Origin of the sequence: Carnimonas bestiolae, from assembly GCF_051251145.1 — a bacterium.
In the GTDB taxonomy this organism is placed as follows: Bacteria; Pseudomonadota; Gammaproteobacteria; order Pseudomonadales; family Halomonadaceae; genus Carnimonas; species Carnimonas bestiolae.
The window spans coordinates 320,330-335,091 of record NZ_JBPCZK010000002.1 but is presented as its reverse complement, the minus strand read 5'-3'; the positions used below and the strand labels follow the sequence as shown (position 1 = coordinate 335,091).

Here is a 14,762-nt window from a genome sequence, read left to right as displayed (position 1 = left end):
GTTAGCAGCGCTTCTCACTAAAGCGCCGTCAAGGTGTCACGTGGAAAGCATCTCGCGCAGTGTTGTTCATCTTGTAAATTGTCAGCGGCGCTATTATCAGCATGGACGCAAATACGCGTAACGATGTGCAAATATCGTAGAAAGACGCCGCCTGTACGCGAGCAAAGGTGTTCACTAAAGCATAGCCATTTTTTAGCGTTCGCAAGCGAGCGGATATACGACCAAACCGTACAACTATAGTGTGCAAGCACCGTCGAACTAGGGCCTATTGGCGCGCCTCGTGGTACGGTGAGCACCGGTTCTACTCTTTAGAGACTGTTTTGATGTCTACCATTTCACACTTCCGCGACTGTATCGACCGCTTTCACGAGGCGCTTCGCGCCGCTATCGATCAGCACGGTTTAGTGCCCGAGTTCATCGCGCAGAGTGAAGAAGCACAGCCACAGCCACGCATGCTGTGCCAAACGCGCGGCATTCTGTATTTGTGTCATATGGTCGAAATGGCGAGCGATGCCACGGCGTTACGCTACGCTCGCCAGCTGTACGAGGTGCTGCGTCAGCGCTATTTGCTGCCACAGGGCGATCACTTCGCCCCCCCTGCGGCTCGTGATGGTGCAGCGCGCTACGAACTGGCTTTTTTGCTTCAGGCGCAAACAAGACTCCACCAGCTCGACACCATTGCGGGACTAGAAGCGGATCTTTCAGCAACCCTTAACGATGTTCTTTCGAGTCCGCTGTCGCGCTGGCTAGCCCCGCGTGAACAAGGCGACTTCCTGGAACTGAACGCGCTTATGCACCTTTACGAAGCGCTGGCCTATAGCCATCGCTGCCGTCCGGATCAGCGCACCGCCACGTACCTTCATCAGTTAACGCAGCTCGCGGCGAGGCACTTTGTCGACGGGCAGCACGGAGTGCTGGCAGAACGGGTGAGCACTGAAGGAGAGATTCTGGAATACGACCTCGGCCATATCTACGAATGGTCGTCTCTGCTGCTTATCCATCGCGATCAGGGGTTTACGCTGGAAGACATCGATCCCGCCGTGCAGTTGAAGAAAGCCGAAGAGATTAGCCACCAAGCGTTCAATGGCGAGCTGATTTCCCACCAGTTGGACAATACGTTCACGCCGTTGGGTGAGGATGCGCGCATTTGGGTTAACCTGGAACGTCTGCGCAGCCTGGCGCTTATTCAGCATCCCAGTGCAGAAACGCTGCTTGGCACCATCCTGTCGGATTACTTCCCGAATCAGTTGCCTGAGGAGTACCTGAAAAAAACGGGGCCCATCAAATCGACGACAGGATATCACGTCATCGAATGCTATCGTGCTGTGGCGCACGCCCACTAAGCATATCGATATGGCAGTGGACGGCGGCAGCCAGCCCTTTTCTCACGCTTTAAGAGCGGCTGCCCGCCAACCAGTGCTTATGCTAGACTGCTTCGCTTGATAATTGTTCTTGGTGCTGGCGTGTCCCTTGCGTTGCAATTGAGTGACCGCAGCAAGCCCCTCAGGCGGGCGTTGCTGGTAAATCGATAGACGTGCGTAAGCGGAAAACCCATCCTTCCAATAAGAGTATTAACAGGAAGGCTACTTTCCGTAATGCCATGCTGAACTGACAGTGCATACCGATCAACTCATTGGCTTTCATGCCAAAATCATAGGCGTTGCGATAGGTTCCCGTGCTTTCAACCACCCCCCGTCATTCAACCGCAGGCTACTTTTCGCGCGGCATCATGCGTTGGCACGCTGTTCCTGAGTTGTTGCACGAGTATCGTCGTTTTGTACCGCTCACTCGGGTTTCGCGACGTCAGGTGGGCGCGGTAATCGGCTGGGGAGCCAAACCCACCAGCCAGCGGGCACGCCATTACGCGGTAAAACACAGCCTTCCTTACATTGCACTGGAGGATGGTTTCATACGCTCGTATGGGCTTGGTGTTGAAGACGAGCAGCCCCACAGTCTGGTTGTCGACCGTAGCGGCATTTATTACGACGCCACCCGCCCCTCCGATCTCGAACAACTGATTGCGGATGCCGACTTCAGCGACGCCGAGCTGCTGCGCGCGCGCGACGCCATGGCACAACTTCGTCATCATCGATTAAGTAAATACAACGCCGCCCCCGACCGCCTGCCGAAGCAGCTGGTGCCGGGGCGCCGTTATGTACTGGTGGTGGACCAAACGCATGGCGATGCGTCGATAGCGCTGGGCATGGCCAATGCGACATGCTTCAGCGCCATGCTCGAAGAAGCACTTGAACGACATCCCGATGCCGACATCCTGATCAAGGTACATCCCGATGTCGCCAGCGGACATCGACAAGGCTATCTTTCCGAAGGGCCTCTGCCTGAACGCTGCTATCGCATTGATGAGGCACTGAATCCATGGGCGCTGCTGGAGCACGTCGATGCGGTGCATGTGGTCACCAGCCAGCTTGGCTTCGAAGCACTGATGGCCGGCTGCCAAGTGTTTTGCCACGGCATGCCTTTTTACGCGGGCTGGGGGCTCACCGAAGACCGTCAGCATTGCGAGCGGCGCGGCGTATCCCGCTCGCTTGAGCAAGTATTTACCGCAGCATACTTACGCTACAGCCGCTACTACAATCCGATCACGCAACGCGCCACCACGCTTGAAGAAACCATCCAACTGCTCGCTGATGTTAAACGCCAGGCCCAGCGGCTTGGCGGGCGCTGGGTTGTTCATGGACTGTCAGGCTGGAAACGGCGCTTCGTTCACCAGTACCTCGGGCCTCAGGCACAGGTTCGCTACAGCAAAGACGGCGCGCACCATCTGGATATTGCCGCCGATGAGCGCGTGTTGGTCTGGGGTTTCAACGAAAGCGCCTCTTTAGAGGCGGCCTGCCAACGGCGTGGCATTACTCCCTACCGTGCAGAAGATGGTTTCATCCGCTCAAACGGCCTGGGCGCCGATTTGGTGCGGCCATTGTCGCTGGTCGTAGACGCCAGCGGTCTTTACTACGACCCTGCGACGCCCAGCGATCTTGAGCATATTCTCGAACACCACCAATTCGACGAAGGCCTGATTCGGCGCGCGTCGGCTCTACGCCAGACATTGGTCGAATTGAAGCTGTCGAAATACAACCTTGGTGGAGAATCGTTGTCCAAGCTCCAATCCCTTCCTTCAGAGAAGGAGATAATTCTGGTGCCTGGCCAAGTAGAAACCGATGCGTCAGTGCTACGCGGCGCTCGCTCGGTAGCGAGCAATAGCGAACTATTAAGAAGAGTGAGAGAGCGCTATCCGGAGGCGATCATTCTTTACAAGGAACACCCTGACGTTACCAGCAAGGCCAGGCGTGGTGCGCTGAATGCCAACGATAAAGCGCTGTACGATTTCAATGTAAGCGGCGCCAATATTATCGACTTGCTTGATCACGTGGACAGCGTGCACACCATGAGCTCTTTGACTGGCTTCGAGGCACTGCTGCGTAACGTCAGGGTCCACTGCTGGGGCATGCCCTTTTATGCGGGCTGGGGCCTTACCGAAGATGAGATCGAGCTGCCGCGACGCAAACGCCGTTTGAGTCTGGAGCAGTTGGTTGCTGGCGCATTGATTCTTTATCCGTGTTATGTCGCGCCCCGCGGCGGGCAACTCTGCAATATCGAGAGCATCGTGCACTTGATTCATCAGCATGCGTTACAGCGTCAGCACCAGCGCCTACCGCTCAAAACCAGACTATGGCGGATGTACCGCGGAGTGGTGGAGGGCCAGCGCTAGCAATGACCAGCAAGCGTTCATTTCTGTTCCTGCAAGGGGTATGCAGCCCCTTTTTCAGCGCTCTTGGTAATGCCCTGCGTCAGCGTGGGCACCGCGTTATCAAGCTGAATTTCAATGTTGGCGACCAGCTATTCTGGCACGGCAAGCCTTCCTATCACTGGCGTAAGGGCCCAGGAGAGCAGCTTACTGACTACGTCAGCACACTGTGGGATAAGCACGAAATTACTGACCAGATTCTGTTTGGCGATCGCCGCGCCGTGCACATCGATCTGGTGAACGCAGCCCGTCAACGCGGCATCGTCAACCACGTGTTCGAAGAGGGCTATTTGCGCCCCTACTGGATTACCCTGGAGCGCGAGGGAGTGAACGCTCACTCCATGTTACCCAGAAATCCTGAGTGGTTCCGTGAAGTGGCGGAGCATCTGCCCGAGCAATGGAAACCTTCCAAAATCAAAAGCTCGTTCAAGATACGCGCATGGCATGACGTCAAATATCACCTGGGCGGCGTGCTCAACCCCGTTCTGTATCCCGGCTACCGTACCCATGCCGCGCTAAACGCACCGCAGGAATACATGGGGTATCTGTGGCGATTCACGCGAATGAACAGCTATAAAAAACGCGATACTGCCTCGATTCAAACGCTGTGGTCGAGCCGCCGCCCCTATTACTTGCTACCGTTGCAGCTTAATGGCGACTTTCAGGTACGACATCATTCCTCCTTCAACGATATGAATGAGCTGATGACGTTTGTTGCTGAAACCTTCGCACTGCATGCGCCGAAAGACGCCATCCTGGTGATCAAGAACCACCCGCTCGACATGGGCATGACGCCTCATGCGAGAGACGTAAAGCGCATTACCGAGCGCTATGGTCTGAAGGATCGCGTGGTCTACCTTGAGACCGGAAATCTTGAGAAACTGGTCAAATACAGCCGCGGCCTGATTACGCTTAATAGCACCAGCGGCCATGTGTCGTTGGCAGCGCTTAAGCCGACCATTGCTCTGGCTAATGCCATCTACGACATGCCGGGATTGACTCATCAAGGGCCGCTGGAAAGCTTCTGGTATCAACCGCAGGCACCTGATCCCGCCACATTAGATGCATTTCGCCGCGTTCTGACGCACAGTGTGCAGATAAACGGCGGTTTTTATACCAGCGACGCCATCGAGCTAGCGGTCAAAAACGCTATCCCCCTAATCGAAGCCGAACAATCACCACTGGAGCAATTGCTATGTCGGACCCCCGCAGGCCTATGCGCCATATCCTGATCACAGGTGCAACAGGCGCAATAGGGGGTGCATTGGCAGTAGACTGGGCAGCTCCCGGCATCACCCTTCACCTGCATGGACGCAATCGCGACACCCTCGAGGCGCTCGCGGAGCAGTGTCAAAAGCAAGGTGCCAGCACCGTTCTGCACAGCCAGTCCTTAACCGATCACACGGAGTTGAGACGCTGGGTTACTGCGCTCGATGAAGAAGTGTCGCTCGATACCGTGGTGGCTGCCGCAGGAGTGAATACTCACTCGCAGCACAAGGATGGCGAGCACTGGGAGCAAATTGAAGAGCTCATGGCGCTTAACTTCGGGGCGCCTATTGCGCTTGCCAACTGCCTTGCTGAACGTATGAAACAGCGCGGCAGTGGTCAAATTGTGTTGATGAGCTCACTGGCGGGTTACTTTGGCCTGCCCGTAACGCCCGCCTACAGCGCCAGCAAGGCCGGCATAAAAGCCTACGGAGAAGCCATGCGCGGTTGTCTGGCGCCTTATGGCGTCAAGCTCAACGTAGTGATGCCGGGCTATGTCAGCTCGAAGATGTGCCATGAAATGCCCGGTCCAAAACCGCTGCTGTGGAGCCCAGAACGTGCGTCACGACGCATTCGTCGCGGTCTCGAACGCAATCAGGCCCGCATCAGTTTCCCTTTCCCGCTTAATTTTGGCTGCTGGTGGCTGGCTGTTTTACCCGCCGCATTATCACAGTGGATTGTCGGCCTGGCGGGCTATAACGGAGATCATTCATGATCTTGGCGCTCTGGATGCCGTTGGTGCTTAGCCTGGTGCTATGGTGCGCGTTCGAACAACTGCTACTGCCGCGCCCAAGGCCCAACGGAAAACGGCCAGCCTTTACCAGCGCGATCGATATCGGTAGCTGGGCGCTGCTGTATGGGGGCTTCGTGCTACTCCTACAGCGCCCGTGGTTTGCCATGGTGGTCGTTGGTGCGCTGCACATGGTGATCATCCAGGTTAGCAACACCAAGGCAAGAACCCTGCGCGAGCCCTTTTTGTGCCAGGACTTCGAATACTTCGTTGATATGGTGAAGCACCCGCGACTCTATCTGCCTTTTTTTGGCATCGGTCTGGCAATCGCCTCTACGCTGGCAGGCATCGCTGCCATTGTCGCAGGGTTTTGGTTAGAGCCGTCAATCTTGCTGGCGCGAGGTTGGCAAGCACTCACACCTGTTTTAGCGACGCTTATTGCGGGAAGTGTCGCGCTACGCTGGGGCCTCAGCAAAAGTCGCCCCACCGCCTATCCCGATCAGCCACCGTTGGATCCCAACGACGAACTGGTGCACTTCGGTTTTACCACGCTGCTATGGCGGCAAGGGCGCGAGCTGGTCAAACCCCTCGCCGCAGCCACGGGGCGTGAAGAATTTCGCCAGCCAATGCCGCAAGTACCCGCACAGGCACTGCCCAATGTAGTGATCGTGCAGAGCGAATCCTTCTTCGATCCACGGCGATGGTCCGACGCTGTACGCGAGCAGGTGCTGGCACCTTGGGATAAAGTCGCCACGCAGTCACTTGTGCGTGGGCCGCTCGACGTGCCCGCCTGGGGCGCTAACACAGTGCGTTCTGAATGTGCCTTCCTGACTGGGCTGCGCGATGGCGCACTCGCAGGGCATCGCTTTAATCCTTACCACTCGCTGTCCCATCAGCAGGTGCCTTCGCTGATTCAGCGCTTCAAGGCACTTGGCTATCGCACCCTATGTATTCATCCTTACCCAAAGAGTTTCTACTTCCGCGATAAGGTGTTTCCGCTGCTCGGATTTGATGAATTCATCGACGGCGAGGCCTTCGATGAGCAACAAAAGGATGGACAGTACATCGCCGATGCCGCGCTGGCAGACAAAGTGCAGCAGATACTTACAGCAGACGATCAGCCAACAGTGGTGATGCTTATCACCATGGAGAATCATGGCCCACTGCATTTGGAGCGGCAGCCCGAGGAGCCGCAGCAGTGGCTGCACCGTCCGCTTGATAAGGGGTGCGAAGATTTGTCGGTCTATCTGCGCCATCTGCACAATGGCGCTCGAATGGTCGAAAGGCTAGCGACAACGCTGCAAGAACAGCAGCGGGAAGGTATCCTGTGCTTTTACGGTGATCATGTCCCTATCATGGACAAAACCTATCAGCGGCTCGGGGAGCCCGATGGGTTTACCGACTATTTTATTTGGTCCACCTCAGGCGCCGCACAGCCTAGCGAGCAAGCGATGAACATCGCTGACCTGGGGCCAGCCCTTCTGAATGCAGTACTGGCCAGCACCCATCACGGCGCCCGTTCTCCCGGTGACGCGCGTCATAATGCTGGCTCTGGTTATGAGACATTTAAATGACAAAGAAAGTGGCCATTATCGGCGCCGCCTACCGTTTTCCAGGCGCCGATTCCATCAAGGCCTTTGCAGATGCACTGATTAACGAGCGAGACCTGGTTACCGAAGTCGATAGTTCTCGCTGGGATAAACAAACGTTCCAACACCCAGACCGCAAGCACCCTGGTACTAGCGTTACCTTTGCTGCCGGCAGTCTGGGCGATATCAGTGGCTTCGATGCTGAATTCTTTGGCATTTCACCGCGTGAAGCGGCCCAGCTTGATCCGCAGCAGCGCATCATGCTCGAACTGGCGTGGCAAACGATGGAACACGCGGGCATTCAACCCTCGGCGCTGCGCGGCAGCGACTGCGGCGTGTATCTTGGGGTCGCCAGCCTGGACTATTCGTATCGTCTGGCTGAGGATCTGGCCCTTACCGATACCACCACCGCCACCAGCAACACCATGAGCTTGGTCTCCAATCGCATCTCGTACCTGTTCGATCTGCACGGCCCAAGTGTCTCAATGGACACCGCCTGCTCTTCAGCGATGGTGGCTTTCCACCATGCCTGCGCCGCCATTCGCGCTGGCGAAATCGACACGGCGCTTACCGGCGGCATCAGTCTGCACCTTCATCCGTTCGGCTTTTTGATTTTCTCAAAGGCCAGCATGCTCTCCGCCAACGGCCGCTGCCGTAGCTTCGATGCCGATGGCGATGGCTATGTGCGTTCAGAAGGCGCGGGCATGTTCATGCTCAAGGATTACGATAAGGCGGTCGCAGATGGTGATCGCATTATCGCCGTGGTAGCCGGCAGCGGTGTTAATACCGACGGAAGCAAGCAGGGGCTGACGGTGCCTAACCCCGCCGCGCAGCAGTCACTGATGGCGCGCACACTGCGTAATTCCGGCATTGGCGCCGACGAGCTCAGTTACGTAGAAGCGCACGGCACCGGCACCAAGGTAGGCGATCCGATTGAAGTTAGCGCGATCAGCGACGCGCTCGCCAGCCAGCGAAAAATGCCGCTGCCGATTGGCTCGGTGAAAAGCAATATTGGTCACATGGAAACCGCCTCTGGCGTGGCGGGGCTAGCCAAAGCGCTGCACGTACTGACTCAGCGAGAGATACCGGCCACCATTGGCGTGCGCCGTTTGAACCCTGCGCTGAAGGCCGAACAGCGCAATATAGAAGTCGTTACCCAGCGCCGAGCCCTTCCTGCATCAGGTAAATTGGTCGTCGCCGTTAATTCCTTCGGCTTCGGTGGCGCCAATGCGCACGTACTGCTCGAAAGCGCCCCCGATATCGCACCAACCGAACAACGCACGCACCACCAGCACGAAGCGCCTCTACCGCTGTTCCTAAGTGCCAAGAGCGCTGCCACGCTGCGCGCTCAAGCCCGCACGCTTGCGCACCACTGGCAGCAGCTACAGCAGCAAGATGACTCGACGCCGTTACTTGAAAGAGTCGCTAGCGAGCTTTGGTATCGTCGCGAACACCTCAGCCACGCCGTGCTGCTGTGGTCTTCAGACGACCAGCAGGCCATCCAGCAGCTAGAGGCCTTCGCCAACGGCAACACGCCGCCCGTTCAGCGCACGCTTGCGACCGATGCCGTCCGCCAAGGCCCCGTGTTCGTCTATTCCGGCAATGGCTGCCAATGGTTCGGCATGGCCCAGGCCCTTCTCAAACACTCACCGCTGTTCGCCGCAGCGATCGATCAAGTCGACACACTCTACCAGCCGCTAGCGGGCACATCGTTGCGTGCAGAGCTTGAAGGCCAACATGGCGACCGTCTCGATGCCACGGAAGTGGCACAGCCCACCCTCTTCGCTATTCAGGTGGGCCTCACCCAACTGTTAAGAGCGCACGGCATCGAACCTGCCGCGGTTGTCGGCCATAGCGTGGGAGAAGTAGCCGCTGCCTGGGCCTGTGGAGCGCTGAGTCTCGAGCAAGCGGTAGCCGTTATCCATTGGCGCAGCCATTATCAAGGCGAGACCCGCGGCGCCGGAGCAATGCTGGCAGTATCGCTGGAGCGCGAACAGCTCGACCACTGGCTGGCAGATCCGCGCTTTAGCGACATCGTGATCGCCGGTATTAACAGCACCAAAGGGTTCACCCTCGCCGGCGACGCCCACCAAATTGCGCAGCTGCAGCAGGCGCTTACCGAGCAGCGGCTATTCGCCCGTACATTGCCGCTCGACTACGCCTTCCATAGCCCTGCCATGGACAGCGTGAAGCAGGCCCTGCTGGACAGCCTTAGTGATATTCAGGGCGGCGCTTCCCGCTGCCCCATGTACTCGACGGTCACCGGCAACGCCATTGATGGCAGCGCACTGAATGCTGATTACTGGTGGCGCAATATTCGCCAACCGGTCGCCTTCCACGCAGCGATCAACGATCTGATGAGCGCAGGCTTCAGGCTATTCGTCGAAGTGGGGGCTCACCCCATTTTGCAGCGTTACCTGAAAGAAAGCCTTGCCGAGCATCACCACAGCGGCGAACTACTCGGTACCCTCAAGCGTCCTACCGACGACAGCCAAGATGCGGATACCGGTCATATCGAACGCACCATTGCCGCACTGTGGAACAGCGGCATCGATATTCCCATCGAGCGATGGTTAACGCCCGACGCTACGCGCATCGATCTGCCGCACTATGCCTGGCAGCGCGAGCACCATTGGTACCGCAACAGCGGTGAGCAAACCGGACTGGTAGGGCGCCACTATGAGCATCCGCTGCTCGGCTATCGCCTGGCGGGCCACGATCACAGCTGGCAAAGCGAACTCGATACCCAGCGCCTGACCTGGCTGGCCGACCATAACGTCGGCGACAGCGTCATTTTCCCAGGGGCTGGCTTCGCTGAAGTGATGTTGGCCGCCGCCGCCTCCTGGCAAGCCAAGGCCATTATCGAGGTAGAAGCGCTCGAAATACTGTCACCGCTGCTGCTCGATGCCAGCCCCGGTAAGGAAGTGCGTACCGAGCTTGACGAACGCCAGGGTAATATCAGTATTCGCGCCCACGAATCCGCAAGCGGCGATGGCTGGCATCTTCACGCTCGTGCACGTCTACCAGCGGACACCCTCGGTCTCGCACTCAATGCCAAGGCTCCCTCGCTGCCGACCCGCCAGCCCGACTTCGAGCGCCAGCAGCACTTAGCGCACACGCAGCAGTTGGGACTCAACTATGGCCCAGCCTTCCAAGGCGTCAGCCATGGCTGGATCGAAGATGGCAGTGCGATCGCGGTGCTCGAAAGTACCGCTGCAATCAGCGAATCCCAACCCGACTGCCTGCTGCCACCGGGATTGCTGGACAGCGCCTTCCAACTCTTTGTGCCACTGCTCAGCGCGCTCGGCGTCAGCGATACCAGCATGGCCTTCGTACCGGTCAGGCTGGAACGACTGCAGTTCAACGCAACGGCAGATGCCCCCGTGTTAGCACGCGTGCGCCCCACTCAACGCTCACCGCACTCGTTGTGCGCTGATCTTGAGTTGTTCGACGCCAGCGGCCAGGCGGTCGCGGTGATAGAGGGCGCGCGCTTCCGCGCCGTGCGTTTGAAAAGTGCCCATCAGCGCCCCATCGAGCGCCTGCACCAGAAACTCGCACCAGCGCCGCTGCCAAATGCCGATGTTTCACGTGAAACATTGGCGCCTGCGGTGCTGACCGGACGCGACGTCGCCCGCCTGAACGAACTAACGGCACGGTGCAGCCGACGCTACTCGGAAGAACTCGAACCACTGCTCGATGCCATGACGCACGCCTTCGCGGTGGAAGCGCGCGACCAGCAGCGTGGCAATGTGATTGATGAACGTCTTGAGCGCCTGTGTGAGCGTCTTGCGCTCGACGTGACCGCGGACGCACCAGACGCCTCCGCTGCTGATATCTGGCAACTTGCCCTGCACGACTACCCCGATTACGCCGAGCTGACATTAGCGTTGGGACGCATCGGCTATCGCCTGGGAAGCTCGCAACCGCCTGCCATTGACGCCGCGCGCCTGTGGCAAGCCAGCCTTGATAGCGTAACCAGACAATCGCTCGCGGTTAGCATTACCGAGTTGGTTGAGCGTCAGGCGAGCATGCTGGAAGCAGGGCAACGCCTCACCTTGATCGAAGTCGCGGTGCGCCAGCCAGGCTGGTTACCGCGCCTTAATATCAGTAACGGCCAGCTCACCGTTCGTGAACAGCTGATCGCGTTGGACGACAGCGCTTGGCACGAAGCGACTCTATTTGCGCCGTCGCGCGCAGGCCTTGAGATTTACAAGGCAGATGAGCCGCTCGCGGCCAGCGGCGATGCAACACTGGTGATGATCGGCGCTGGCATTACCCCTTCACAGCTAAAACAGCAGCTAGAACAGCTGACCCAGCAGCACCGCACGCTTCAATTGATATTTGTCGGCCCGCGCAGCAGCCGTTGGCAAGCGCTCGTTGAGCTCGACGAGCAGCAGCTACCGTGCACCGCCGAGCAGTTCAGAGAGCTGCTAACGCTGTTCAACTTTGCTGTCGAGAGCAGTAGCGATGCTGTCGAAGGCATCGAACTGATCGTGGCTCACGCGTCTGACACCGCTGCTCAGCAGCATGAGCCCGTAGGTTCACAGCGCTGGCTGCTATGCAGCGACAGCACCTCGCAAGCAGCAGCGACGACGCTGGCCGTGGCGCTGGAAGAAGCGGGCCAGCAGGTAACGCTGAGCGATAGCGCCGTGCTGCCTTCGGTACACACGTTGGCCGTCGACAATATCATTGATCTTGCGATGCTAGGCAGCAACGCGCCCGAAACACGCTGCGCACGCATGGCTGCGTGGTGGCAACAGTTGGAGCAACACGCCAGCTCTACGCGCCTGTGGTGGTTCACTCAAGGGGCAACCCAGCAGTGGAGCGACAATAAGCACGTGACGCTAGCGGACGATGCCGCAAGTTGGGGATTTGGCCGCACGCTACAAAACGAAAGCGGCGGCGATCGCATCAGACTGGTGGATCTACCCGCTCAGGCTGATTACGCCAGTGCCTGCCCGCGCGCGCTGATCAATGCGCTGGTCGCTCAGTTGACCGAGCCGGACGCAGAACTCGAAGTCGTGTTCGATGAGCACGGCAGACGCTTCGCGCCGCGCGTCGAGCTTGTCGCTGATGACACACCGCCGCACCCCGATACCACGCTCACCCTCGGATTCGACGTTCCTGGGCAACTGCGCCATCTGCGCTGGAAGGAGCGTACGCTGGCACCGCTCGGTGATGATGATGTCGAAATCGACGTTAAAGCGACCGGCCTCAACTTCCGCGATGTTATGTACGCATTGGGGCTGCTATCGGATGAAGCCGTCGAACAGGGCTTTGCCGGTGCTAGCCTGGGGCTCGAATTTGCCGGCGAAGTGGTGCGTACCGGCGCGAACGTCACTCGTTTCGCTCCCGGCGATGCCGTCGTTGGCTTCGGCCCGTCCAGCTTTTCTACCCGCCTGATTGCTCGTCAGCGCACGCTCGCCGCTATTCCGAATGATATTGGCTATGCGGCGGCGGCCACACTGCCGACCACCTTCTTTACCGTCTACTACTCGCTTAAGCATCAGGCTCGGCTCGAACCAGGCGAACGCTTGTTGATTCACGGTGCAGCGGGCGGGGTCGGCTTGGCTGCGATTCAAATTGGCCGTTGGCTGGGCGCTGACATCTATGCCACCGCAGGTAGTGATGAAAAGCGCGATGTCCTCAAACTGATGGGCATCGAGCACATTTACGACTCGCGCTCGACCACCTTTGCCGAAGCACTTCTTGCCGACACGCCGGATCATCAAGGCGTCGATGTGGTACTGAACTCCCTGGCTGGCGAAGCGATCGCCCAAAACCTCAGGGCACTACGGCCTTTCGGGCGATTTGTCGAACTGGGCAAGCGTGATTTCTACGACAATACTCAGGTTGGCTTGCGCCCGTTCCGCAATAACCTGAGCTACTTCGGCGTCGACTCCGACCAGCTGATGCAGGAACGCCCGGAGCTCACAGAGCGGCTGTTCGCTGAAATGATGGAACTCTTTGGCGACGGTACGCTGTCGCCGCTGCCATTTACTGCCTTCAGCGCTGATCGTGTTGTAGAAGCCTACCGCTATATGCAGCAGGCGCGCCAAATCGGCAAGGTGGTGGTGACCTACGAACAGCCGCCGCAAGCGCAGCACTCACGGCAGCCCGCAGCGCCACCGGCGCTAAGTCCAACCGGCAGCTATCTGATTACCGGCGGTCTTAGCGGCTTCGGGCTGGCAACCGCCCGCTGGCTGGCTGATCACGGCGCACGACGACTGACACTGGTCGGACGTCGAGGGCTGAACAGCGAGGCCCCGCAGATCGAGGAAACACGGCACGCCATCGCTCAACTCGAGGCAAAAGGCGTCGTCGTCGATGTGGCTGCGTGCGACGTAAGCGAGCGTGAGCCGCTGAATGCGCTGCTGCACAAGCTGCGCGAGAGTGATGCCCCGCTCACTGGCGTGGTGCATGCAGCCACGGTCATTGATGATGCGTTGGTGCGCGATCTAACTCCCGAGCAGATCGCCACGAGCATGCGCGCCAAGGTAGAAGGCGCACGCCTGCTCGATGAATTGACGCGCAACGACAGCCTAACGCTCTTCGTACTCTACTCATCAGCCACGACGCTGTTTGGCAACCCGGGGCAGTCTTCCTATATAGCGGCCAATATGTGGCTCGAAGCGCTCGCGGCAAGCCGTCGCAGCCAAGGGCTTCCGGCCACCTGTATCAGTTGGGGGGCTATCAACGACGTTGGCTTTTTGGCAAGAAATACCCGCACCCGTGACACCCTCGTACAGCGGTTGGGGGGCGGCGCCATGAATGCCCGCGAAGCGCTTGACGCCTTGGGCCAAGCGTTGCAGCGCAACAGCTCCAACGAAGGCATACTACCGTTCGACTGGGCCGCCACCGCGCGCTTTTTGCCCACGTCCTCGTCGCCACGCTATCGCTTGCTACCGCGTGATGCCAACGAACACAGCGACACCAATAGCGACGAAGACTTGCGCGAGCAATTGCTGTCGCTGCCCGTCGAGCAGCAGCGCGAGGCGGTCATTGCGCTGCTGCGTCGCGAGTTAGCGACCATCCTGCTGAGTGACGAAGCCGCGCTGGATATCGATCGCTCCGTGTACGACATGGGCTTCGATTCACTGATGGGGGTTGAGCTGGTCACCGCATTGGAAGGCAAGCTGGGTATTCAGGTACCGGTGATGGTCCTCAACGATAGCGCCACTATCTCGAAGCTGGCCGACTACCTGGTCGAGCGGTTAAGCGAAGGCGATGCAGCGGAGTCTAACGATGACGCAGAAGTATTGGCGAGCCTTGAGCAACGTCACGGTGTCGATGAACACTGACGGGGGCTGAAAGCGCCCCGCCTACCGTTCAGTTGTGCGTAAAAATAGCGTAGCATCGCGCTCTATTACACAACTGCACGAAACGCTGCCTAAACGTCGCTAGCGCGGCGGTT

The 14,762-nt window shown here is 58.6% G+C and carries 6 protein-coding genes; all 6 read left to right on the top strand.

The window, feature by feature from the left end; translation table 11 throughout:
- The first annotated feature begins 323 nt into the window (after positions 1 to 323).
- On the top strand, positions 324 to 1,343 hold the full coding sequence (locus R84865_RS04750; RefSeq protein WP_435638979.1) for an AGE family epimerase/isomerase: 1,020 nt from the start codon (positions 324 to 326) through the stop codon (positions 1,341 to 1,343).
- 386 nt (positions 1,344 to 1,729) lie between these two features.
- Positions 1,730 to 3,727 (top strand): capsule polysaccharide biogenesis protein, encoded by a 1,998-nt coding sequence (locus R84865_RS04745; protein ID WP_435638978.1) that lies wholly within the window; start codon positions 1,730 to 1,732, stop codon positions 3,725 to 3,727.
- A 2-nt stretch (positions 3,728 to 3,729) separates the two neighbouring features.
- A complete protein-coding gene (locus tag R84865_RS04740; protein ID WP_435632066.1) occupies positions 3,730 to 4,995 on the top strand; it encodes a capsule polysaccharide biogenesis protein in 1,266 nt (421 codons plus the stop codon).
- A complete protein-coding gene (locus R84865_RS04735; RefSeq protein ID WP_435632065.1) occupies positions 4,959 to 5,744 on the top strand; it encodes an SDR family NAD(P)-dependent oxidoreductase in 786 nt (261 codons plus the stop codon). Before R84865_RS04740 ends, R84865_RS04735 begins: the two co-directional genes overlap by 37 nt.
- Positions 5,741 to 7,333: an LTA synthase family protein gene (locus R84865_RS04730; RefSeq protein WP_435638977.1), complete on the top strand. Its 1,593-nt coding sequence runs from the start codon at positions 5,741 to 5,743 to the stop codon at positions 7,331 to 7,333. Before R84865_RS04735 ends, R84865_RS04730 begins: the two co-directional genes overlap by 4 nt.
- A complete protein-coding gene (locus R84865_RS04725) occupies positions 7,330 to 14,649 on the top strand; it encodes a type I polyketide synthase (RefSeq protein ID WP_435638976.1) in 7,320 nt (2,439 codons plus the stop codon). The genes R84865_RS04730 and R84865_RS04725 overlap by 4 nt, the downstream gene beginning before the upstream one ends.
- The last annotated feature ends 113 nt before the right edge of the window (positions 14,650 to 14,762 follow it).

Coding starts and splice junctions, on each gene's coding strand:
- R84865_RS04750 (WP_435638979.1), top strand. CDS start 324: ATGTCTACCATTTCACACTTCCGCGACTGTATCGACCGCTTTCACGAG.
- R84865_RS04745 (WP_435638978.1), top strand. CDS start 1,730: ATGCGTTGGCACGCTGTTCCTGAGTTGTTGCACGAGTATCGTCGTTTT.
- R84865_RS04740 (WP_435632066.1), top strand. CDS start 3,730: ATGACCAGCAAGCGTTCATTTCTGTTCCTGCAAGGGGTATGCAGCCCC.
- R84865_RS04735 (WP_435632065.1), top strand. CDS start 4,959: ATGTCGGACCCCCGCAGGCCTATGCGCCATATCCTGATCACAGGTGCA.
- R84865_RS04730 (WP_435638977.1), top strand. CDS start 5,741: ATGATCTTGGCGCTCTGGATGCCGTTGGTGCTTAGCCTGGTGCTATGG.
- R84865_RS04725 (WP_435638976.1), top strand. CDS start 7,330: ATGACAAAGAAAGTGGCCATTATCGGCGCCGCCTACCGTTTTCCAGGC.